Here is a 20,028-nt window from a genome sequence, read left to right on the forward strand (position 1 = left end):
GGCACGCTCGTTCGACGATGCGCCATGCGCGAAGTTGTGCGCCGCGTAAGTAGCGGGTAAGTTGCTGCGCTTAATCTTGCGCGTGTGGGTCCGCGCGCGACGCCATACGAGCGCGATTGCGACTTGATGCAACTAGTTGCAACGCGAGGCGGGCCAGGCGGCCCGGCCGCAGGAATGAAAAATGCCGCGTACGCGCCGGGCATCGGAGCATCGAAGCCGGGGCGTGGCGGCGCAAGGAGACGGCGCGCGCAGGGATCGAAGATCCTGTGCGCGTCCACGAGATTGACGTTTCATCTTCACCAAGGGGTTGTCGATGTCTGCGATTGAATCGGTTCTTCATGAAAACCGCGTGTTTGCGCCTTCCGCGCAAACGGTGGCGGGCGCCACGGTGTCCGGCATGGACGCATACAAGGCGCTGTGCGCCGAAGCCGAACGCGATTACGAGGGTTTCTGGGCGCGCCTCGCGCGCGAAACGCTGACGTGGCAAAAGCCCTTCACGAAGGTGCTCGACGAGTCGAAGGCACCGTTCTACACTTGGTTCGAGGACGGCGAACTCAACGCCTCGTACAACAGCCTCGACCGCCATGTGGAAGCGGGCAACGGCGAGCGCGTCGCGATCATCTTCGAAGCCGACGACGGCACCGTCACCAACATCACCTACCAGGACCTGCTCTCGCGCGTCTCGCGCTTCGCCAACGCACTCAAGAAGCGCGGCGTGAAGAAGGGCGACCGCGTGGTCATCTACATGCCGATGTCGGTCGAAGGCGTGGTGGCCATGCAGGCCTGCGCGCGCATTGGCGCGACGCACTCGGTGGTGTTCGGCGGCTTCTCGTCGAAGTCGCTCAACGAGCGCATGGTGGACGTGGGCGCGGTCGCGCTCATCACCGCCGACGAGCAGATGCGCGGCGGCAAGGCGCTGCCGCTGAAGAACATCGCCGACGAAGCCATCGCCATGGGCGGCTGCGAGGCCGTGAAGAGCGTGATCGTCTACCAGCGCACGGGCGGCAAGACCGGCTGGACCGAAGGCCGCGACCACTGGATGCATGAGCTCTCGCAAGCCGAGAGCGACACCTGCGCGCCGGTGCCCGTGGGCGCGGAGCACCCGCTCTTCATCCTCTATACCTCGGGCTCGACCGGCAAGCCCAAGGGCGTGCAGCACAGCACGGGCGGCTACCTGCTGTGGGCCGCGCAGACCATGAAGTGGACCTTCGACTGGAAGCCCACCGACGTGTTCTGGTGCACGGCCGACATCGGCTGGGTCACGGGCCACAGCTATATCGCCTACGGGCCGCTCACGACCGGCGCGACGCAGGTGATGTTCGAAGGCATCCCCACGTATCCGAACGCGGGCCGCTTCTGGGAGATGATCCAGAAGCACAAGGTCACGGTGTTCTACACGGCGCCCACGGCCATCCGCTCGCTGATCAAGTCCGCGGAAGCCGATGCGAAGATCCATCCGAAGAGCTATGACCTCTCCTCGCTGCGCATCCTCGGCACGGTCGGCGAGCCGATCAACCCCGAAGCGTGGATGTGGTACTACGAGAACGTGGGCGGCAAGCGCTGCCCGATCGTCGACACCTGGTGGCAGACCGAAACCGGCGGCCACATGATCACGCCGCTGCCGGGCGCGACGCCGCTCGTGCCGGGCTCGTGCACGCTGCCGCTGCCGGGCATCATGGCGGCGATCGTCGACGAAACCGGACAGGACGTGCCCAACGGGCAGGGCGGCATTCTCGTCGTGAAGCGCCCGTGGCCCGCGATGATCCGCAACGTCTGGGGCCAACCCGAGCGCTACAAGTCGGGCTACTTCCCCGAGGAACTCGGCGGCAAGCTGTATCTGGCCGGCGACGGCAGCGTGCGCGACAAGGAAACCGGCAACTTCACGATCATGGGCCGTATCGACGACGTGCTGAACGTCTCGGGCCACCGTCTGGGCACGATGGAGATCGAGTCGGCGCTGGTGGCGAACCCGCTCGTGGCCGAAGCCGCCGTGGTGGGCCGCCCCGACGACACCACCGGCGAAGCCGTGGTGGCCTTCGTGGTGCTCAAGGCGACGCGCCCGCAGGGCGAGGATGCCGTGAAGCTCGCCGCAGAACTGCGCGCCTGGGTGGGCAAGGAGATCGGGCCGATCGCCAAGCCCCGCGACATCCGCTTCGGCGAGAACCTGCCGAAGACGCGCTCGGGCAAGATCATGCGGCGCCTGCTGCGCTCGCTCGCGAAGGGCGAGGCGATCACGCAGGACACCTCCACGCTCGAGAATCCGGCGATTCTCGATCAGCTCGGCGAGTCGCTTTGATTGCTGCTTTGATAGCTGCTTCGATAGCGGCTTGATTGCACTCCGATGGCCGGGGTGGGTGTTTCAACACTGACCCCGGGCACCGCGCGCCTCACTCCGGCCTCACGCAAGGCGGATGTTCCCAATTGCCGGCCATGCGCGTTTTTGCTAAACAGGCGCATGGCCGCGCCACACCGCACACCGCAGAACAACATCAACCCCTTGCCTGAGCCGCCCGCGGTGAGCGAGGCGATGGCGCTCGCGCATCGCCGCTACTGGCGCTTCAACGTCGCGCTGATCGCCGTGCTCATGAGCATCGGTTTCGCCGTCTCGTTCATCGTGCCGTTGTTTGCGCGCGCCCTCGACGGCGTGCGTTTCGCCGGCTTCAGCCTGCCGTTCTATATCGGTGCGCAAGGGGCGATCCTCATCTATATCGTGCTCGTGGCCGTCTACATCGTGCTGATGCAGCGCGCCGACCGGGAGCTGCAAGCCGCGCGCGAAGCCGAAACGGCCATTCGCGACGCCAGCCAGGCGCCGCAACGATGAAGCTCGCGCACCGGCTGATCCGCTCCTACGCGCTCTATACGCTCGGCTTTCTCACCTTTGTCTTCGTGATGTGGCGTATCGAGCTCGCCACCGGCCCCGGCATGTGGATCGGTTACGTGTTCCTGTTCGTGCCGATCGCCGTCTATGCCGTGATCGGGCTGCTCTCGCGCACCTCGGACCTCATCGAATACTACGTCGCGGGACGCCGCGTGCCCTCGCTCTTCAACGGCATGGCGACCGCCGCCGACTGGCTCTCGGCGGCCTCGTTCATCGGCCTCGCGGGCTCGCTCTACTCGACCGGCTACGATGGCCTCGCCTACCTGATGGGCTGGACGGGCGGCTACTGCCTCGTCGCGTTCCTGCTCGCGCCCTACGTGCGCAAGCTCGCGCGCTACACCATCGCGGACTTCCTCGGTACGCGCTTCTCGAGCAACCTCGTGCGCGCGCTTGCCGTGCTGGCGACGATCATCTGCTCGTTCGTCTATCTCGTCGCGCAGATCCAGGGCGTGGGGCTGATCGCGGTGCGCTTCATCGGCGTGGACTTCGCCATCGGCATCTTCTGCGGGCTGGCCGGCATTCTCGTGTGCTCTTTTTTGGGCGGCATGCGGGCGGTCACGTGGACTCAGGTCGCGCAATACATCATCCTGATCGCGGCGATGCTGATTCCGGTTTCGTTGATCGCGCATCGAAATGGCCTTGGCTGGCTGCCGCAGCTCGATTACGGCAAGGTGATGCAGCGCGTGGAGGCGCTCGAGCGCGACGTGCGCGACACCAGCGCGGAGGCGAACGTGCGCGACGAGTACGCGCGCCGCGCGGCGCTCTGGCAAGCGCGGCTCGACGCGCTGCCGCAGTCGTATGCCGAGGAGCAGACGCGCCTCGTTGTTGCGCTCGCGGACATGCGCCGCCACAACGGCCCGCTGCGCGACATCGATTCGCTCGAGCACGAGATCGCGCATTTTCCGCGCGACCCCGAAGCCGCGCGCGTGGCGTGGACGCAGCAACGCGACGATCTGCTCGCGCGCGCCGCGCCGGCCGTGCCGATGCACGAACCGTTTCCCGCGGAGAACGACGAAGCGCGGCGCATCCACGAGCGCAATTTTCTTTCGCTGCTGCTGTGCCTCTCGCTTGGCACGGCGAGCCTGCCGCATATCCTCACGCGCTACAACACCACGACCACGGTGGCGTCGGCGCGGCGCTCGGTGGGGTGGACGCTGTTCTTTGTCGCGTTGTTCTATTTGACGTTGCCGGTGCTCGCGGTGCTCATCAAGTTCGAGATCCTTTCGCACCTGGTGGGGCAGCACTTTGCCGACCTGCCGCATTGGGTGATGCAGTGGCGGCGCATGGAGCCGACCATGATCGGCGTAGCCGACATCAACGGCGACGGCATCGTGCACTGGAGCGACATCCAGATGCAGCCCGACATGGTGGTGCTCGCGGCGCCCGAGATCGCGGGGCTGCCGTATGTGATGTCGGGGCTCGTGGCCTCGGGCGCGCTCGCGGCGGCGCTTTCCACGGCGGACGGGCTGCTGCTCACGATCTCGAACGTGCTCTCGCACGACGTGTACTACCACATGGTGGACCCGAATGCGTCGAGCCAGCGGCGCGTGACCATGTCGAAGATCCTGCTGCTGGGTGTGGCGCTGTTTGCTTCGTGGGTGGCTTCGCTGAACGCGGGGAATATTCTGTTTCTGGTGGGCGCGGCGTTTTCGCTGGCGGCCTCGAGTCTGTTTCCGGTGCTCGTGCTAGGCGTGTTCTGGAAGCGCACGACGCGGCTTGGTGCGGTGGCAGGGATGGTGGCCGGGCTTGCCGTGTGCATCTATTACATCGTATCGACGTATCCGTTCTTTACGCAGCTCACGGGCTTCGAAGGCGCGCGCTGGTTTGGCATCGAGCCGATCAGCTCTGGTGTGTTCGGCGTGCCGGCGGGCTTTCTGGCGACGATCGTTGTTAGCCTGATCGACCGCAAGCCGGATGAGTACTCGGTCGCGCTGGTGGATTATATTCGGCATCCTTAGCAAAGGCGTGATCTTTGCGGCATTACGCTGCGTAACGTGCGTTCAGGGCTGTGCCGCCAATGCCTTGTATTTCGCCGCTGTGGCCGGTGGGTGGGGGTGAGGGGAGATCGAGCGGTGCAGCGGCGGCACGGAGAGGTGCCGCCGCGCTTGCGAGGCGATACTGCTACGAGGCGGTGACGGAGGCGACCACAGCGCGGTTGTACGGTTGTGTGGTCGGTGCGCGGAATTTCCACTGTTGTCCCGGCTCAATGCCCGCGGCAGTCGCCGATGTGGTGCCAACGATCGCGCCGCTCGCATCGAGCAGGTTGATCGCGATCGTCGCGGTCTGAATCCTGGTTGCGGTCGTGTTGGTGGCCGTGCCGGTCACATAGCCATTACCGCCGCCACCATAGACGGTGGCACCCAGGTCGCTGATCTGCAGCGCATCGTTGGCCTGCGCTGCTGCCGCCGCGATGGTCAGGATAGCTCCGAGTATGAGCTTCTTCATCATGTAGACCCCTCTCGATAGTTGTGGGTCGTGATATTGAAGCGCAGCGGCGTGTGACGTGGCTTGAGATGTATCAAGGTAAAGGGAAAGGGTGATTAGGTCGCAGGTTGGTGGTGTGGGGTTTGGATTTTCTGGTGGAACCCGGTCGCTGGATCGATTGACCTCGCGGCAAGTTTTTCGCGCTGGCATCTTCGGGCAATGGGATCGCCCAGATGACTACCCGACTCGGGAACTGAGCGCGGTGACTGGGCATCGAGGTGCAGTGGCCGCATTTGGACCTTTAGCTATCTCGTCTTCGAGGCACCCATGTTCGTCGGCACTGTCCGGGAGAACGGCGAAACGTCGGCATGTTGATCTGGATGAGCCCGAACGCGATCGCTCGATGCGCTGTACGACGCCGAATACTGTATAAAAACACAGTATTTCAGCATTGCGCGTACACACGAGCCCACATTAAATTTGGTGGTCGCGTGGTTTTGTGTAAAAATACACACGAGTGCATCGATAATATGAACTCATCCGGGCTAATCCGGATGCTGGAGGGAGATGGTTGGCAACAGGTACGGGTTACCGGCAGCCATCATCACTTTAAGCACCCCGAAAAGGCAGGCCTCGTGACGGTGCCGCACCCGAAGAAGGATCTTCCGATCGGGACGGTCATGAGCATCCTCAAAGCCGCAGGCCTTAAGTGACTGGCTGCGCGCCAGCCCTTAGTCGCGGAACGCGTGAAAAGCGGAATCGTTCAACTTTACAAGGAAGGACAACATGGAATTTCCCATCGCAGTTCATAAGGACGATGGGAGCGTCTATGGAGTGACTGTCCCGGACATTCCGGGTGTGCATTCCTGGGGCGACACCATCGATGATGCGATTAGAAATGCCAAAGAAGCGATTGCCGGTCACGTTTCTACGTTGGTTGAACTCGGTGAAGACGTTGGCTTCGCGTGTTCGACCATTGAAGAGCTGGCGGCAAATCCAGAATACGCGGGCGCAATCTGGGCATTGGTTGAGGTCGACTTGAGCAGGCTGGACAACAAGCCGGAAAGGATCAACATTAGCCTTCCCCGGTTCGTTTTGCGCAAGATCGACTCCTACGTCGAGAAGCGGCACGAAACAAGGAGTGGATTTCTGGCGCGCGCGGCTTTAGAGGCGCTTGCGCATGAATAGCCTGTACGTGGCTGGCTGAAGCGATTGTCAATCGAGAAGGCTCGCTATCCATGCGGACCTTTGTTTTTTTCGGCGCCGATAGAGCCCAAGCTCGTTGAAGCGGGAACGGATCGCCTAAGCCCGATTGAATCGCATAAATGAAAAAGGCTTCCTTGTGGGAAGCCTTTTATATCTTTTGGCGGAGAGAGGGGCAGGCTCCCCGCGCAAAGAAATCCCATAAAAATCAGCGACTTAATCCTGCATGCGAAATATCAGTGTACCAGCAGTTGTGTACCGGAAGAGCTTGCAACCGGTTTCAAATTCGCAGGACGTGAACCCTGCTCGCTCACAACGAACACTTGGTCTACTGCGCGCCCACTTGCATTTTCCTAATCTGCTCTTCGCGATTGTCGAGGTCTTTGCGTCGGTCATCGGTCGTCTGAAGTCTCAACTTAGCGTCCTCCAAGAACATCAGCGCGCGTTCGTAGTTTCGATGTTCTACCTCATAGTTGGTGAGGTAAAGAAGTTCCTCGAGGCTTGCGCGCTCATCAGCACTTTTAGATGCGGCCATGGCACCCCCGATAAGCAGTAGAAACAGCACTCCTGTCCCAAAGGCTGCGAAGACAAACAAATCCCCTCGTCGCGCGTTGTCCTTCGTGAACACCGCTACGAGTCTTTGCTTACTGCCGGGTGTCGACTACCGACCGGACGACGGAGAATCAGCGCAGGGAGATTGAGGCCGCTGGTTTCGCCATCGAAAGCCGTCGGATCATCGAGGAGGCGATTAGCGGATCAGTGGCGGCGCAGGACCGTCCAGGCTTCAGCAAGCTGCTCGATCGTCTCGAGCCGGGCGACGTTCTCGTCGTGACCAAGCTCGATCGCTTTGGACGCAATGCGATGGACGTGCGGTCAACAGTCGAACAGTTGGCAGCAACCGGTGTCCGGGTGCATTGCCTGGCGCTCGGCGGCGTTGACCTTACCAGCCCCGCTGGCCGCATGACGATGCAGGTCATTTCGGCAGTAGCAGAGTTTGAGCGCGACTTGCTGATTGAGCGGACACAGGCCGGATTGCGGCGGGCGAAAGCTGAAGGGAAGGAATTTGGACGCCCATCCGCATTGTCGGCTGATCAGCGCCGTGTCGTACTGGACCGGCTGGCGGCTGGAGAGAGCATTGCGGCGCTTGCCCGGGAGTTTTCTACAAGTCGCCAAACGATCATGCGCGTTCGGGGCGCGGGAGCGTAGACGGCCGCCCAAAGCCAGAAAGCTCGTCGCGGCTCCCAGCCCACGTGCTGCTTCGCCTTGCTGGACGGGCGTTTGCGCGGGCATGCCAGCATTCTGCGACCAGCTGGAAAGATGTCTTCGAATGCTGGGGGTTAACCCTAGAGCGTGATCCTCCTAGACTTTGGTCATCGGATGCAGACAAGTTGTCGCACCGCCCACAAAAGTCATTGGAGGTAGTAATCATGAAATCCCTGATCCAGGCCGTTGCTCTTGCCGCTGCTCTTATCGTCCCCGTTGCTTCGTTCGCCCAGTCGAACGGCCCAGTGACCCGCGCCCAGGTGCGTGCGGAGCTCGTGCAACTCGAAAAGGCTGGCTACAGCCCCGCTCGCGGTAATGACCCGCACTACCCCGACGACATTCTTGCCGCTGAAGCCAAGGTGGCTGCGCAAAACGGCGCAACGAGCGGTTACGGTGGTGTCGCGAGCGGTTCGTCGGACGCAGGTCGTCCGGCTGTGTCGAAGGCCGACTGGAACGCGATGTACAACCACCCGTAATGAATTGATTTTGGACGCACAGGTGGGACGCCAAAAGTATCTGGCCTGAGCATCGCAGTCCGAGCGCGCAGCACCCCAGCGCGTTCCTGTTTAAAGAACTGGCTCGCTAAACGCGGCAATATCCGGCAGCGAGCCAGCCACATTTCGAACACCTCCGCCATTGGGCTCCTGATGGCTTCGCTCGGGCCTTATGGCCCGGGCGCTTTTTCAGATGAACCCTCGCAGCCGGGCATCGTTCGACCGGAGCGAACTGAATCTGCCCCAGTGTTGCGCGTCTACCGCCCCCACCGTTGATCGGCGCCGGCCAGTTTGGGCGGCTCCTTGATCTCTCTGACTTCACCGTCGATGGTCAAATCATCGCGCCGCAGTCGCGCTTCGATCGGCGACTGGGCGTCTCGTCCTGCATCTACAACAGTCCAAGCCGGCGGCGCGGGCTTCGTCTTCGGCTCGTCTCCAAGCAATGGCACGAGCCCGATCAGGCCGAACAGCACGGCCGCTGCAATGGAAATGAGGAGGCGTCCGGAAATGCCGACTTCTGCGGCGTTGGTAGTGGCAACGGCTCCGACGACTGATGGCACGAGGCTCATTTTCCAAATCCGAATCAAGAGAACGCGTAACCGAGGCAATTCTGTACGTCTTCCCACATAACAAGATAAGTTGTCGCTGCATTATGTGCCCAATGTTGTTCCTATGCTGTCGCAAGAATTAGCGAGCGAGCCCTTCATGCGAACCAGACGATACCTGTTGGTGAGAGCGGCTATTCTCACGGGTATGAGCGCACTAGCAACAGTCGTATTTGCGCAAGCATTACCCCAATTTTCGTGGCCCGACAACCGCCTACCTGACGGCGAAGTGGTTTTCACTGTCAAGCGATGGCAAGTCCAAATTGAAGTCAATTCGGGACACGTTGCGCAATGGCAAGCAGCAATGGGGACTGTTTTTCGCGTGGTTAGCTCAGATGCTGGTTGGTTTAACCACGGATTTCAATTGGTGCATAACGTACCCACGCCACCGGGCTTTGTCCTTTGCGGCATGTCTGTCGATGACATTCAATTGAATGGACATGGGGGGGCTTGGTCTGTCACGTATATAGACACGCCAAAACCGATGTACCAAGTGATTTTTACCGCAAGTGCCGACGCTGAAAATCGAGGGGGAACCTCAAAGGGTAAGGTGACCATCCTTGCAGTACCGACTGAATTCGCCACAATTCAACCAGAACCATCGCAATTTAGGCACTTCATGTGGCTGACGGACACTAAAGACCCGATGAAAATATCTTGCCCGAGGAACTCTGACGGCCAATCCAGTGATGGCGACCGCGTTTCAGCCGTTACTGATGAGAAGACGATCGAGGACTTTCCGGGATGGACGACGGCGCCGATGGTCTTAGATCCGCGAAGGCCACCACATTGCCCTCCCGTGGGCATTTCGTCCGCAGACCACCGGTGTAATACAACCCCCTGATGCACAAATATGACGCTAGCAGTTCAACTGAACCGCTGGCCGTTATAAAAAATGGACGTTATCAAAGGATTCTGTTCGAGTTCGGGCAACTCAATTTTTTCGAAGATCGTGTTCGCATGGGCACCAGTAGCGTACTTGTGGCGAAATTCCTCGATGGGCCGGTCTTCAACGAGTCGACGAGGTCCGAACACGTTGACAACGCCTCGCGCTGCCCGTGCCAATCGCCAGGATAGCTCCCACCAAACCACCTCGATGTCAGACCATGGCCGCCCGTCTTTGTCCAGCGGATGCCAAAGCGCGCCCCCGGCTAGCTGATGCCACGGTGAACGAACTGCTCTATTGCTTGAAGGGCCGCGGGCCAATTTGCTAGTCCCGCGTCAACGAGCTTGAACGTGAGATGTTTGATCGTCTCACCCGGCAGTGACTCCAACTGGTCGAGCAGGCGATTCTTCTCTGGCGCCGGCAGATCGGACTCTGCAATGCGATTCCCAATCAACTCCTTCAGCGTGTCCTCGTGGAGCTTGACCGTCACGACACCGAGGATGGCCGACAGGCCGCCGTCGTCAGCCAAGAAGTCCATCCCCTTGGCTGTGATGCGAGGCAAGCCGCTCGCCACGTGCCCGTCCATCCCATACTTGATCGCACTCTCGGCCAAGCCGTGTTCCTCGAGGTAGATTAGGTTGGCGGCATAGCGCTTCGCCGCGGCGTCGTCCATCTCGTTGAGTAGCTGCCGGACGTCGTGCGGCCTGGGGTAGCTCTGGGCGAGCATTTCCAGCAGTTCTCGCTGATAGGTCCGAACAAGGTTCACACAGCCTCCGCTTCTGTCGGTGACGGAAGCAGATAGTAATGGTCGGTCAATGCTTGAGCAACGTTCAATGCACGTTGAATAAATCGCGTCCGCTCATCGATCGGTTACGCGGACAACACTCGAGACGGAATTGGAATCTTCGTCCGGCTTGCCCTTGTGCTGTGTGACTTCGGCGGTAAATGCGACTGTGGCGCCCACCGGGATAACGAATGTCCGCATGTCGTCCATTTCGGCGCCGGGCAGGAACTCGTATAGATCTCCGGTACCGGCCATCAGATCTGCCTTGGCTAGGACCGCTCCAGTGTCCTCGTCGATTACGTCCTTCGCCACCCTCTTCGGATCAACCTCACGTACGCGTAACTCGTACGTGTCGCCGGCCTTGCTATTTAGCTGGAACGTAACGGGCCGTGGATTTTTCGCGTGGACGTGGACGACGACGAGGCGCAAATCGTCCCGATAAGGAAGAACGTTCGCATCCATCGTGAGGTTGAGTTGCCAGTCTCGCGAGCCACTCAGGCCAAAGATCCAAAGCGCCCATCCCCCGGCGACAATAATCGCGAGGCATGAAAGAATCTTCAGGGAGAGGTCGGCAATTTCCGTGGCGCGCTTCAAGCTCATGATTAACCACCATCGCGAGTTGGACCAGGCATGCGGCAGCGCCCAGTGTCTATGCGGCTCCCGACGCCGGCGTGATCGGGATAACCTTGGCTCCAGCCTTGAGCCCGTCGAGGTAGTCCGCCCACTGCTGCATCGCCCGGCGTTCATTGATGAACCGTGTGCGGTTGTACGCGCCGCCAAGGTTGTCGAGCACCGCGTACGCGAACTGGTGCTGGGCGATAAAGTGCGCGCCGCGGCCATGCGCCACGACCTTGGCATTGTAGGCGAGACTCAGTCTGTTCTACTGCCCTTCGGCGAGTGGGAAGACGTTCCTGACAGGTCATCGGCTGGCGGCGATTTTGTGCACGCGTCGCTCAACGCTACAGACGTGGTCCGAACGGGGCGAGCCGCGCCATAGTTACGGCATGGCGTTATGGAGGTTCAACGTCGATTTTGTGGTGAGGCGGACACACAGATTCGGCTTCGTGAGGCCGTCCTTGTCGGGTGCTGACGTATGATCTCGTCGAAGAAAACGAGGGGCGACGATGAAGCCGAACGAGTGGATGTGGCCGCTGGGGGTGCTAGCCTTCGTCATAGTAACGAGCGTGGTCCTCAGACACGCACCGTATACATCAACAGAGACCGCGACGTGGGTTCAAGCGATTGCGTCCGTTGTCGCGATCTGGTGGTCAGGTTCGAGCGCGCGAAGACTGCAGCGAGACATCCAACGCCAAAAAAGGATCACCCGTGCGGGCGCTGTCGTTGAAATTGCGACCGCGGCGTGGAACCTCGCTTCGCACGTGGTAACGCAGTTACCCGACCGTGAAGCGGTTCAACAAGTAGGCAGGGGTGAAAGGCACTTCGACTATCCCGAATTGCAGGAGATGGAACGCGTTACCGTTTCGATACCCTTGCACGACTTGAATACCCCTGAGCTCGTCCGTCTGGTCATGATGCTGACCGCGACGGTGCGCCAGCTTCGTGAAAAAGTGGACTTCATGCTCGCAAATCATCGGGAGATCGACGGAGCGGGGTTTGAGGAGTTCTTCAAAACGCTTGGACAAATGCGGAGTGCGTGCCTTGATATCCGCAACAGAATGGCCGAGCAGCTTGCTGCCATCGAGCACAGTTGAGCCGGGCGTTGTTCGTAGACAACGCAGCCAACCGGTCGCCAGTGAGGGGGTAAGCCAGGCTTAGCCTGCCGCTTGCGGGCGTGTAGATACCAGTGTGGATAGAAATGAAAAGCGGGCCAAAAGGCCCGTATTCATTGGTGTCCTGGCGGAGAGAGGGTCCGCTTCTGCAATCCTTGCAATCGATAGCACCCTCTTAAAATTAATAAATAATTCCGCAGTGTTAACAGCAACTTATCTGTTAACACCCATCTGGGTCTAATAAATATTACTTGCAATCCCTTGCAATAAATAATAGTGTTTATGGTGGGTAGGTTGGTGGGTCTTAAGCAGCAGGGGTGCAAACATGCCGAAGATTGCGAAGGAACTGAGCGCATTGGCCGTATCGCGGCTGACTCAACCTGGGCTTCACTCGGTTGGCCGCGTGGCTGGCCTGGCGCTTCAGGTGACGCCAGCGGGTGCCCGCTCGTGGATCTTGCGCACGATGGTAGGCAGCAAACGGCGTGAGATCGGGCTTGGCGCTTACCCGGCCGTGACGCTTGCCGATGCCTGCCGCAAGGCGCAAGAGACGCGCGACGCCATCGCTAACGGCACTGATCCCGTCATGGCACGCAAAGTCGCCGCCAGTCGGCTGCGCGCCGCCCAGGCGTCGGAGATCACGTTTCAGGAAGCCGCGAAGCGGTTCATTGAGGCGAAGGCTGACGAGTGGAGCAATCCCAAGCATCGACTTCAATGGACCGCCACGCTGGAGCAATACGCTTATCCCGTGCTCGGTAAGATCTACGTCCGGCATATAGGCCGGGAGCACGTACTTCAGGTGCTCGAACCGATCTGGGCGGCGAAGACAGAGACAGCTTCACGGTTGCGCGGCCGGATCGCGAACGTTCTGGACTGGGCTCGAGCCAGTGATTTTCGCGAGGGTGACAACCCTGCGGAATGGCGCGGCAACCTCGACCAACTCTTGGCGAATCCAAGCAAGGTCAAGGCGGTACGCAACCATCCCGCGCTGCCGATCGCTGATATGGGTGGGTTCATGGTAACGCTACGCGCGATCAACACGGGCGCTGCCCGCTGCCTTGAATTCGCGATCCTCACCGCCGCCCGTTCAGGCGAGGCGCGCGGTGCGACGTGGAGCGAGATCGACATGGACCGCGGCGTATGGGCGGTCCCGGCAAACCGCATGAAGGCGAAGAAGGAGCATCGCGTTCCGCTATCGGCCGCTGCGGTCGCAATGCTTAAGGCACTCCCCCGATACGAAGGTGTCGATTTGGTCTTCCCCGCGCCACGGGGCGGCATGATGTCCGATATGACCCTCCTCGCCGTCATGCGTCGTATGGATCTCGAAGCCGTGCCTCACGGATTCCGCTCGTCGTTTCGAGACTGGGCAGGTGAGTACACAAACTTTCCGCGCGAGCTGGCCGAAGTAGCGCTGGCGCACGTCAAGGGCGATGCATCTGAAGCTGCGTATTGGCGTGGCGACGTACTGGAGCGGCGCCGCAAGCTGATGAACGCATGGGCCACATTCATCGCGAAGCCGCTGCAGAAAGGCGCGGTCATTCCTATGCATAGAGCCGCGTAAAACCGCTGCCTGCCGGTTGCAGGCAAAAGCGGCGGCACGGGTGCGGGAACACCACATGCCGCCTGACCACAACCCAAGCTACCAAGGAGCTTGAAATCATGGCTAACATCCATTTTACCGCTGATGCGCAAAGCAACCGTGGGTTTGCGAACGGTGGCACGCCAGTAACACGCGAGCACATCGAGGCTCGCATCGCCACCGTGGAATACATCTACACGGATCACGCGATAACCCTCTGCTTCATCACGCTCGACAACGGCTTCATCGAATCCGGGGAATCGCGTTGCATTGATCCGGCAGATTTCAGTGAAGCAAGGGGACGCGAGATTGCCTACACCGAAGCCTTCGAAAACCTGTGGGGCTACTTCGGTTTCATGGCGATGGAAGACGCTCACCGTGACCGCGCGAAAATGCTTCGTCAAGCCGCCTGACGGCTGAGCTGCCGTTTTTGCCTCTGCCTGGTGCCGTCACGAAGGTCTGACATTTCACCGGCCCGGCAGAGGCGCAGAGCTTGAAGCGCATGTATACAAAGGAATGCTAATGGCTACGAAGCGAAAGACGCCAGAACCGGCTGTTAAGCAAACACCTGCCATCCACGCTCAGCAGGACGAAAGAGGCTTGCGACCCGCGATATTCGACCCGCTGCCGACGCAGGCTCAAAGCAACAGACCAGACGGAGAAAGGGGAAAAGAGTGGTATGCGGAATGGATGACCGCCGATGACTGGCTCAAGCCTGATAGGCTTGTCACTGCAGCGCAGGCCGCCTTGCTGCTATGTGGTGTTAACCCACTTCACTACAAAGGCAATCCAGCAACGCAGATAGTCGCTGCGCAAGAAGACATTGAAGCAGCGCCGATTAATCTTTCCATGCACGACGAAGACGGAAAGCGGTTGGGCTTCATTGATGCACGTGACGTGCATCGCAGATTGATCGCATTGTTCGACTCGATTCAGAACACGAAAACGAACGAGCAACGCACGCTGCTGCAGTGGCTGAACATCGCGCGCAAATCCGAGATCCCCTATCACACATGGGTTAACCATTTCCTTACCCCGGGCGACGCTGATGAACTCAGCGAGACACGCGAACGTTCCTATCGAAAGCAAATAGCCGGCCTGGCAATGCTTCTCGCCAACAAGAGCAACCGTTACAAGAAGGACGACGGCACGCCGAATGCAGACAATATTGCAGATGACGTGCGGTCGCTGCTTGACCCGCTCCCGCGTGAGAATACGCGTGGTGCTGGTGACACGCAGATCCGCGAAAACATCGGGAAGGGTATGGAGCTTCTTCAGCTCCCAAAGAAAAGCTGACAATCAAATTGACTTTCTGACACGCGGAGATCATCTGCCGACGTAACGTTCCCCAATGCCATTAATCGCAATGGCAACAAAGGAGGAACAAGTGCGTAACGACGTTGATCTGAAAGCCATTGACAACTTGCCCGACATGGCAGGCGTCAGTGCAAAAATTGTTGCAAAACTGCTCGGCGTTCATGAAGTGACGGTGTGGACCATGACGAAGCGTGGTGCGCTTCCCGCGCCAGTAAAGATCGGTGGCAACACTAGGTGGAATGTCGGTGCGCTTCGCAAGTTGCTGACAGGGGCCGCGTAATGACACACCGCGCCGCCCATCGCCGAGTCGCTTCCCCTGGCACATCTCACCCCAACTCTGCCGCTGCGCAACGGGCGCGTGTACTTGCCTGGTTACACGAACGGCCGCTTTCAACCATCGACGCTCGCGAACAGATAGCCGTGATGCATCCCGCGGCGAGAGTCATGGAGCTGCGTCACGCCGGCCACGCCATCATCACGGTGCGAAGCCGCGAGGTTGCTACAGACGGCACCGAACATAACGTTGCGAAGTATGCTCTCGTGCGCAGCGCAAGGAGGCCGAAATGAAGCGATTCCAGCGAATCCACGGTGATGATTGCGTGAGCGTTCGCATGCCGAGCCTGGTTGTCGACGCGCTGCGCGAGAACCTGCGGATTTACGACGAAGACGACGACAGGTTCGTTACTGCCGCAGTTGTTCAACTGCTCCTACGTGGCCCCAACGCACGTGTGAGTGCCAAGATGCTCCCGTTCGATCATGACAGCGCGAAGCGGGTGCTGAGTGAGCATCCGACGCTCGGGACGAACGGATTCGCTGACGATGACAAGCATGCGCAAACCGGATTCAACTGGGACGTTGTAGAGCTTGCCGTGCTGTGGTTAGCGCTCATGCATTCGGTCTTTGGCCGTGAATCTGGCTCGTACAGCTTAAAGCACGAGATCGAGCAGAGCATCGGGCGGCATGTAGCGAACGGCGAAGCGATCCTGGCCGCGCTGTTGCTACCGGGCTTCTACCGCGTGCGCCGTGCTCCCGGGCGTGGTAATCCGAACGCAATCATTCGCCCCGAGCCGCAGCAATAAAAAGCCCGGCCTTTGATGACACATAGGCCGGGCAAAAACATCAGGAACCCTATGTTAACAGAAAGCGCCGTATCTACGCCACGAGCGCTCACGATTGGGGAGGAACGCCCCATCGGTGCGGCGACCGGGCGGAGTAATCTGGGTGTCGTCGAACCGACACGGACCTATAACTGGGATGAGCTGAGCGCGCTGCTAGAGGAGCCGGTGCATTCTGCGGTCGACCACCGGACTTACCTTGCCTACCCGAAGGCAAAGCGGGACGAGCTGAAAAAGAAAGACCGGTTCGTGCTGTTTGGCACGTGCCGCGATGGCGTCCGCGACGATGAGCATCTGGTGTCCCGTTCAGCAATCACGCTCGACTTCGACAAAGATGCGGGAAACCTGTTCTTTGATCTGGACTGCGGCAGGACATTCGGCGACTTTGCATCGCTGTGGCACACCACACGATCGCACAGCGCCGATGCGCCGCGGTTGCGGGTCATCATCCCGCTTGCCCGCGACGTGTCGCCAGCGGAGTACCGCCCGCTTTGCGCAGCGGTTGCAGCGCTGTTCAATTCAGCCCTCGACCCTGCATCGATCAAGCCGGCACAGATGATGTTCTTACCCGTGCAGAACAAGGGGGCCGACTTCCTGCACGGCAAGCATCCCGGCCACGGTTACCTCAATCCGGACTACTACCTCGCGATTGCCGCCGCGAATGGGAATGCCCCCGGGCCGACGGTCGCGCCACGAGCGCGGACGCCGGACTTGCATGTAATTGGTGAAGTCGATCCGTTGATGCTGAAGCAGCCCGACCCGCGTTGGACCCTTGAACGCGTCAAGGCTGAGCTGGTGCCTTGGCTACGGTGGTTGATGATCCACACCCCCGAGATATTCGACCGTTCGACCTGGCTAACCAAGCTGCTTGGCGGTCTACACCATCAGTTCAGGGGCTCCGATGAGGGACGCGAGCTGGCACACAACATCTCTTCACGGGACGACCGTACGTGCGTCGACAAGGGCACCGGCGAGACCGTACCGATGTATGACCCAGACACGCTCGATCGCGAATGGAGCACTCTTCGGGCCGACCGGAAGGAAGGCAACGTAGTGTCGGTCGGAACGCTTATCAAGCTGGCGGAAGACGCCCGCGCACAGGCACCCGTTGAAGATGTCGTCAAGTGGCTCGCTCGACTGCCCATCGAGCGTTATGAGCAGATCCGCAAGGCTGAAGCCGAACGGATCAACGTTCGTGTCGGACCGCTGGACAACGCGGTAAAGAAGGCACGCCGCACTGCGGGAAACGCTGATGTAGATGGCAGCGACGGCGAAGACGAGGACAGCAGCGGCTTTTTTGAAAAGGTTGAGCCGTGGCCCGAATCCGTTGACGGTGCGATGCTCCTTGACGAACTGGCTGCAACGTTTCGGCGTTTCATCGTGTGCAGCGAGGCGACGGCACAAGCTGCTGCCCTGTGGGTCGTCATGACCTGGCTGATCGATTCGGTCAGCGTCGCTCCCATCGCAGCTATAACCGCCCCGGAAAAACGCTGCGGGAAAACGCAGCTTCTCTCCGTTATGAGCCGCATTTGCCAACGTCCGATATCAGCGAGCAACATCTCACCGGCCGCACTGTTTCGCGCGCTCGAAGCGTGGCAACCGACATTGCTCCTCGACGAGGCAGACGCTTTTATGCGGGAGAACGAGGAGTTGCGCGGAATTCTCAACGCGGGCCACACGCGCGATACCGCCTACGTAGTGCGCACGGTGGGTGAAGACCACACTCCCACCCGCTTCGATGTCTTTGGTGCGAAGGCAATCGCCGGGATCGGGCATCTCTCCGACACGCTGATGGACCGATCGATTGCACTTGAGCTTCGCCGCAAACTGCCAAGCGAACGCGTCGACAAACTGCGCGATGCAGACCCGGAACTGTTCGGCGCGCTTTGCTCGAAGCTGGCGCGCTGGTCGCGTGACAATGCCGGCGCCGTGCGCGCCGCGCGTCCCGTTGTACCAAACGAACTGCACGACCGCGCCGCTGATAATTGGTTTCCCTTGCTGCAGGTCGCCGAGATTGTGGGCGGTTCGTGGCCCGAGACGGCGAAACGGGCGGCGCTGATGCTGTCAGGCGAGTTCAACGAATCGCCGAGCTCGGGTGTTGAACTTCTCGGTGACATCAAGGCGGCATTCGAAAGGCTGGACGCGTCGCGCGTCTCGATGGCGGATCTGCTTACGGAACTGCTCCGGGATGACGATGCGCCGTGGCGTACATGGAGCCGTGGCCGCCCGATGTCCGTACGCCAACTGGGCGCGAAGCTGGCCGAATTCGGGATTCAGGCAAAACCGCTGCGGGATGGTTACAAGGTCTCGAGGGGATTTGTCATAGGGCATTTTGCTGATGCATTCGCCCGTTATCTACCTTCACCCCCGCTCACCCCCGTTTCGCCAGTTACACAGACACAAGCCAATACTGGCGGGGGTTCCAGCGTAACTACGGCGGTTTTTGAAGGTGCGCCGGAAAGTGACCTAGTTACGCTGGAACCGTTGCCAGATAAGGCTTGCGACTGTGTAACCGGCGAAACGGGGGTAACGGGGGTGATGGAGCAAACGGCGGGGGGTTCTTTTCTGGACTGAACACCGCTTGCCCCTTTTCAAGGATTGTCGAATGTGAACAAAAACAGCATCAACTGTTAACACTCCTAAGCAAATGAACGCGCCGGCAGTCCGCCGCCATTCATCACACAATTGAACTGGAAGGATGAACACCATGAGCTTAATTCTGGGAGCGGCCCTGGCTGGCGGCGCAGAGGGCGCCGGCAAATCAGCCAACACTGGGCTGCAGTCGATGCAGGAGCAGGAACAGAAGCTTGATCTCGTGAAGTTGCAGGAGCAGTTGGACACTGAGAAGGAGCTGCGCATCGCCGAGCAGCAGCACGGCTTTCGCACGGAAGAGCAAGGCGCGCAGTTTACGCATGAAAGTGAGATGCAGTCGAGTCAGCAGACGTTCCTGAAGGGTGAAGGCGAAGCCAACCGTTCGAACGCCGTCACGCTCGGCAAGTTGCAGGTGCAGGGCGAGCTCGGGGCGGCCAGCATCCATGCCGGGGCCGAGCTGGGCGCTGCCCGGCTTGCCACTCAGGCATCGATGGCGAATGCGCGCCTGATGGCCGCAGCCAAATCGATCCAGACGCTCGGCGACGGCCGCATCGTAGCGATCGGTATCGATCCGGGCACGCTGAAGCAGACGGTCAATCCCTTGATGGACCCGAACGATCCGAACAAGCCGTTGATGGGGATGAAGAATCTCGACCAGCGCACGGTCCTCCTCGCGCAGAGCCTGATGAGTGAAGGCAGCCGGAAGATCGGCATGGGCGACACGGCCGGCGCCGGTCAGGACTTCCAGGCTGCGCGACAAGTGCTGACGACAGGGCAGCTGCCGCCGACCGATGGCAAGGCGCCGTCGATGCAGTCGGTCCAGTACCTGCTCGATCACCCTGAAACAGCGGCGCAATTCGATGCGCAGTTCGGTGCTGGCCAGGCTTCAAAGGCGCTTGCCGCAGGAGGCAAGACACCAGGCGCGGCGCCCGATGCTTCCGGGCAGACGGTATCGAATCCTTTTGCGCCATCGGCGGCTGCAGCCGTATCTACTGCGGCGACCCAGCCCGCACCCGCGGCTTCGAGCGCGCCCGCTGCACCGACTGCGCCGGCCGGTTCGACGATCACGAACGTTCCGCAACCGGGCCAGCTTGGTTCGGGTCTCGCGCTCGGCAATGACCCCACCGGCCTGATCACGGGCAACATGAACTATTGAGGCAG

Annotated in this window: 23 protein-coding genes; 17 read left to right on the forward strand and 6 right to left on the reverse strand. The window is 60.4% G+C overall.

What is annotated here, in order from left to right:
* The first annotated feature begins 313 nt into the window (after positions 1 to 313).
* The 3 genes from acs to EYW47_RS04390 all read left to right on the forward strand — a co-directional run bounded on the left by acs (position 314) and on the right by EYW47_RS04390 (position 4,836).
* A complete protein-coding gene (acs, locus tag EYW47_RS04380; RefSeq protein ID WP_133193673.1) occupies positions 314 to 2,296 on the forward strand; it encodes an acetate--CoA ligase in 1,983 nt (660 codons plus the stop codon).
* Between the two features lie 159 nt (positions 2,297 to 2,455).
* Entirely contained in the window at positions 2,456 to 2,821 is a 366-nt protein-coding gene (locus EYW47_RS04385) for a DUF4212 domain-containing protein (RefSeq protein WP_133193674.1), read from the forward strand.
* Positions 2,818 to 4,836, forward strand: coding sequence for a sodium:solute symporter family protein (locus EYW47_RS04390; protein WP_133193675.1), 2,019 nt, complete (start codon positions 2,818 to 2,820; stop codon positions 4,834 to 4,836). Before EYW47_RS04385 ends, EYW47_RS04390 begins: the two co-directional genes overlap by 4 nt.
* A gap of 163 nt (positions 4,837 to 4,999) precedes the next feature.
* On the opposite strand, the gene EYW47_RS04395 is transcribed toward EYW47_RS04390, so the two are convergent.
* A complete protein-coding gene (locus EYW47_RS04395; protein ID WP_133193676.1) occupies positions 5,000 to 5,326 on the reverse strand; it encodes an FxLYD domain-containing protein in 327 nt (108 codons plus the stop codon).
* A gap of 506 nt (positions 5,327 to 5,832) precedes the next feature.
* On the opposite strand from EYW47_RS04395, the gene EYW47_RS04400 reads away from it, so the two are divergent.
* Positions 5,833 to 6,015: a type II toxin-antitoxin system HicA family toxin gene (locus EYW47_RS04400; protein ID WP_133193677.1), complete on the forward strand. Its 183-nt coding sequence runs from the start codon at positions 5,833 to 5,835 to the stop codon at positions 6,013 to 6,015.
* Positions 6,016 to 6,088: 73 nt separating this feature from the next.
* A complete protein-coding gene (locus EYW47_RS04405) occupies positions 6,089 to 6,490 on the forward strand; it encodes a type II toxin-antitoxin system HicB family antitoxin (RefSeq protein ID WP_133193678.1) in 402 nt (133 codons plus the stop codon).
* Between the two features lie 343 nt (positions 6,491 to 6,833).
* Here EYW47_RS04405 and EYW47_RS04410 read toward each other — a convergent pair whose 3' ends face one another.
* Positions 6,834 to 7,133 (reverse strand): hypothetical protein, encoded by a 300-nt coding sequence (locus EYW47_RS04410; RefSeq protein WP_133193679.1) that lies wholly within the window; start codon positions 7,131 to 7,133, stop codon positions 6,834 to 6,836.
* Between the two features lie 26 nt (positions 7,134 to 7,159).
* Between EYW47_RS04410 and EYW47_RS04415 the strand changes: the two genes are divergently transcribed.
* On the forward strand, positions 7,160 to 7,711 hold the full coding sequence (locus tag EYW47_RS04415) for a recombinase family protein (protein WP_133193680.1): 552 nt from the start codon (positions 7,160 to 7,162) through the stop codon (positions 7,709 to 7,711).
* A 221-nt stretch (positions 7,712 to 7,932) separates the two neighbouring features.
* Complete coding sequence (locus EYW47_RS04420) at positions 7,933 to 8,244, forward strand: DUF4148 domain-containing protein (protein ID WP_133193681.1); 312 nt, start codon at positions 7,933 to 7,935, stop codon at positions 8,242 to 8,244.
* A 275-nt stretch (positions 8,245 to 8,519) separates the two neighbouring features.
* Here EYW47_RS04420 and EYW47_RS04425 read toward each other — a convergent pair whose 3' ends face one another.
* A complete protein-coding gene (locus EYW47_RS04425; RefSeq protein WP_133193682.1) occupies positions 8,520 to 8,831 on the reverse strand; it encodes a hypothetical protein in 312 nt (103 codons plus the stop codon).
* A 70-nt stretch (positions 8,832 to 8,901) separates the two neighbouring features.
* Here EYW47_RS04425 and EYW47_RS04430 point away from each other — a divergent pair, with 70 nt between their 5' ends.
* On the forward strand, positions 8,902 to 9,711 hold the full coding sequence (locus EYW47_RS04430) for a hypothetical protein (RefSeq protein ID WP_133193683.1): 810 nt from the start codon (positions 8,902 to 8,904) through the stop codon (positions 9,709 to 9,711).
* A gap of 307 nt (positions 9,712 to 10,018) precedes the next feature.
* Here EYW47_RS04430 and EYW47_RS04435 read toward each other — a convergent pair whose 3' ends face one another.
* From EYW47_RS04435 to EYW47_RS04445, 3 genes are all read right to left on the reverse strand, one after another.
* Positions 10,019 to 10,519 (reverse strand): hypothetical protein, encoded by a 501-nt coding sequence (locus EYW47_RS04435; RefSeq protein WP_205710020.1) that lies wholly within the window; start codon positions 10,517 to 10,519, stop codon positions 10,019 to 10,021.
* A gap of 93 nt (positions 10,520 to 10,612) precedes the next feature.
* Entirely contained in the window at positions 10,613 to 11,137 is a 525-nt protein-coding gene (locus EYW47_RS04440; RefSeq protein ID WP_133193684.1) for a hypothetical protein, read from the reverse strand.
* 49 nt (positions 11,138 to 11,186) lie between these two features.
* The gene (locus tag EYW47_RS04445) at positions 11,187 to 11,384 is read right to left on the reverse strand and encodes a hypothetical protein (RefSeq protein ID WP_377784843.1); all 198 of its coding nucleotides are present in this window, start codon (positions 11,382 to 11,384) and stop codon (positions 11,187 to 11,189) included.
* A gap of 277 nt (positions 11,385 to 11,661) precedes the next feature.
* On the opposite strand from EYW47_RS04445, the gene EYW47_RS04450 reads away from it, so the two are divergent.
* The 9 genes from EYW47_RS04450 to EYW47_RS04490 all read left to right on the forward strand — a co-directional run bounded on the left by EYW47_RS04450 (position 11,662) and on the right by EYW47_RS04490 (position 20,023).
* Positions 11,662 to 12,249 (forward strand): hypothetical protein, encoded by a 588-nt coding sequence (locus EYW47_RS04450; RefSeq protein WP_133193685.1) that lies wholly within the window; start codon positions 11,662 to 11,664, stop codon positions 12,247 to 12,249.
* Positions 12,250 to 12,592: 343 nt separating this feature from the next.
* Entirely contained in the window at positions 12,593 to 13,825 is a 1,233-nt protein-coding gene (locus EYW47_RS04455; protein WP_133193686.1) for a tyrosine-type recombinase/integrase, read from the forward strand.
* Between the two features lie 98 nt (positions 13,826 to 13,923).
* A complete protein-coding gene (locus tag EYW47_RS04460) occupies positions 13,924 to 14,256 on the forward strand; it encodes a Gp49 family protein (RefSeq protein WP_133193687.1) in 333 nt (110 codons plus the stop codon).
* A gap of 109 nt (positions 14,257 to 14,365) precedes the next feature.
* Positions 14,366 to 15,139 (forward strand): hypothetical protein, encoded by a 774-nt coding sequence (locus EYW47_RS04465; protein WP_133193688.1) that lies wholly within the window; start codon positions 14,366 to 14,368, stop codon positions 15,137 to 15,139.
* 91 nt (positions 15,140 to 15,230) lie between these two features.
* On the forward strand, positions 15,231 to 15,440 hold the full coding sequence (locus EYW47_RS04470) for a helix-turn-helix transcriptional regulator (protein WP_240763539.1): 210 nt from the start codon (positions 15,231 to 15,233) through the stop codon (positions 15,438 to 15,440).
* Entirely contained in the window at positions 15,440 to 15,727 is a 288-nt protein-coding gene (locus tag EYW47_RS04475) for a helix-turn-helix domain-containing protein (RefSeq protein ID WP_133193689.1), read from the forward strand. The genes EYW47_RS04470 and EYW47_RS04475 overlap by 1 nt, the downstream gene beginning before the upstream one ends.
* Positions 15,724 to 16,239 carry a hypothetical protein gene (locus EYW47_RS04480; RefSeq protein WP_133193690.1) on the forward strand — a complete coding sequence of 172 codons (516 nt, stop codon included), beginning with the start codon at positions 15,724 to 15,726 and terminating at the stop codon, positions 16,237 to 16,239. Before EYW47_RS04475 ends, EYW47_RS04480 begins: the two co-directional genes overlap by 4 nt.
* Before the next feature lie 51 nt (positions 16,240 to 16,290).
* The gene (locus EYW47_RS04485) at positions 16,291 to 18,849 is read left to right on the forward strand and encodes a DUF3631 domain-containing protein (protein WP_165976493.1); all 2,559 of its coding nucleotides are present in this window, start codon (positions 16,291 to 16,293) and stop codon (positions 18,847 to 18,849) included.
* Between the two features lie 133 nt (positions 18,850 to 18,982).
* On the forward strand, positions 18,983 to 20,023 hold the full coding sequence (locus EYW47_RS04490; protein ID WP_133193692.1) for a hypothetical protein: 1,041 nt from the start codon (positions 18,983 to 18,985) through the stop codon (positions 20,021 to 20,023).
* Positions 20,024 to 20,028 lie beyond the last annotated feature (5 nt).

The sequence above is a fragment of the Paraburkholderia silviterrae genome (genome assembly GCF_004353915.1).
GTDB classification, from domain to species: Bacteria; Pseudomonadota; Gammaproteobacteria; order Burkholderiales; family Burkholderiaceae; genus Paraburkholderia; species Paraburkholderia silviterrae.

What these genes read in the sequence shown, in the direction of transcription:
- acs (WP_133193673.1), top strand. Translation starts at nt 314, where the DNA reads ATGTCTGCGATTGAATCGGTTCTTCATGAAAACCGCGTGTTTGCGCCT.
- EYW47_RS04385 (WP_133193674.1), top strand. Translation starts at nt 2,456, where the DNA reads ATGGCCGCGCCACACCGCACACCGCAGAACAACATCAACCCCTTGCCT.
- EYW47_RS04390 (WP_133193675.1), top strand. Translation starts at nt 2,818, where the DNA reads ATGAAGCTCGCGCACCGGCTGATCCGCTCCTACGCGCTCTATACGCTC.
- EYW47_RS04395 (WP_133193676.1), bottom strand. Translation starts at nt 5,326, where the DNA reads ATGATGAAGAAGCTCATACTCGGAGCTATCCTGACCATCGCGGCGGCA.
- EYW47_RS04400 (WP_133193677.1), top strand. Translation starts at nt 5,833, where the DNA reads ATGAACTCATCCGGGCTAATCCGGATGCTGGAGGGAGATGGTTGGCAA.
- EYW47_RS04405 (WP_133193678.1), top strand. Translation starts at nt 6,089, where the DNA reads ATGGAATTTCCCATCGCAGTTCATAAGGACGATGGGAGCGTCTATGGA.
- EYW47_RS04420 (WP_133193681.1), top strand. Translation starts at nt 7,933, where the DNA reads ATGAAATCCCTGATCCAGGCCGTTGCTCTTGCCGCTGCTCTTATCGTC.
- EYW47_RS04425 (WP_133193682.1), bottom strand. Translation starts at nt 8,831, where the DNA reads ATGAGCCTCGTGCCATCAGTCGTCGGAGCCGTTGCCACTACCAACGCC.
- EYW47_RS04440 (WP_133193684.1), bottom strand. Translation starts at nt 11,137, where the DNA reads ATGAGCTTGAAGCGCGCCACGGAAATTGCCGACCTCTCCCTGAAGATT.
- EYW47_RS04450 (WP_133193685.1), top strand. Translation starts at nt 11,662, where the DNA reads ATGAAGCCGAACGAGTGGATGTGGCCGCTGGGGGTGCTAGCCTTCGTC.
- EYW47_RS04455 (WP_133193686.1), top strand. Translation starts at nt 12,593, where the DNA reads ATGCCGAAGATTGCGAAGGAACTGAGCGCATTGGCCGTATCGCGGCTG.
- EYW47_RS04460 (WP_133193687.1), top strand. Translation starts at nt 13,924, where the DNA reads ATGGCTAACATCCATTTTACCGCTGATGCGCAAAGCAACCGTGGGTTT.
- EYW47_RS04465 (WP_133193688.1), top strand. Translation starts at nt 14,366, where the DNA reads ATGGCTACGAAGCGAAAGACGCCAGAACCGGCTGTTAAGCAAACACCT.
- EYW47_RS04475 (WP_133193689.1), top strand. Translation starts at nt 15,440, where the DNA reads ATGACACACCGCGCCGCCCATCGCCGAGTCGCTTCCCCTGGCACATCT.
- EYW47_RS04480 (WP_133193690.1), top strand. Translation starts at nt 15,724, where the DNA reads ATGAAGCGATTCCAGCGAATCCACGGTGATGATTGCGTGAGCGTTCGC.
- EYW47_RS04485 (WP_165976493.1), top strand. Translation starts at nt 16,291, where the DNA reads ATGTTAACAGAAAGCGCCGTATCTACGCCACGAGCGCTCACGATTGGG.
- EYW47_RS04490 (WP_133193692.1), top strand. Translation starts at nt 18,983, where the DNA reads ATGAGCTTAATTCTGGGAGCGGCCCTGGCTGGCGGCGCAGAGGGCGCC.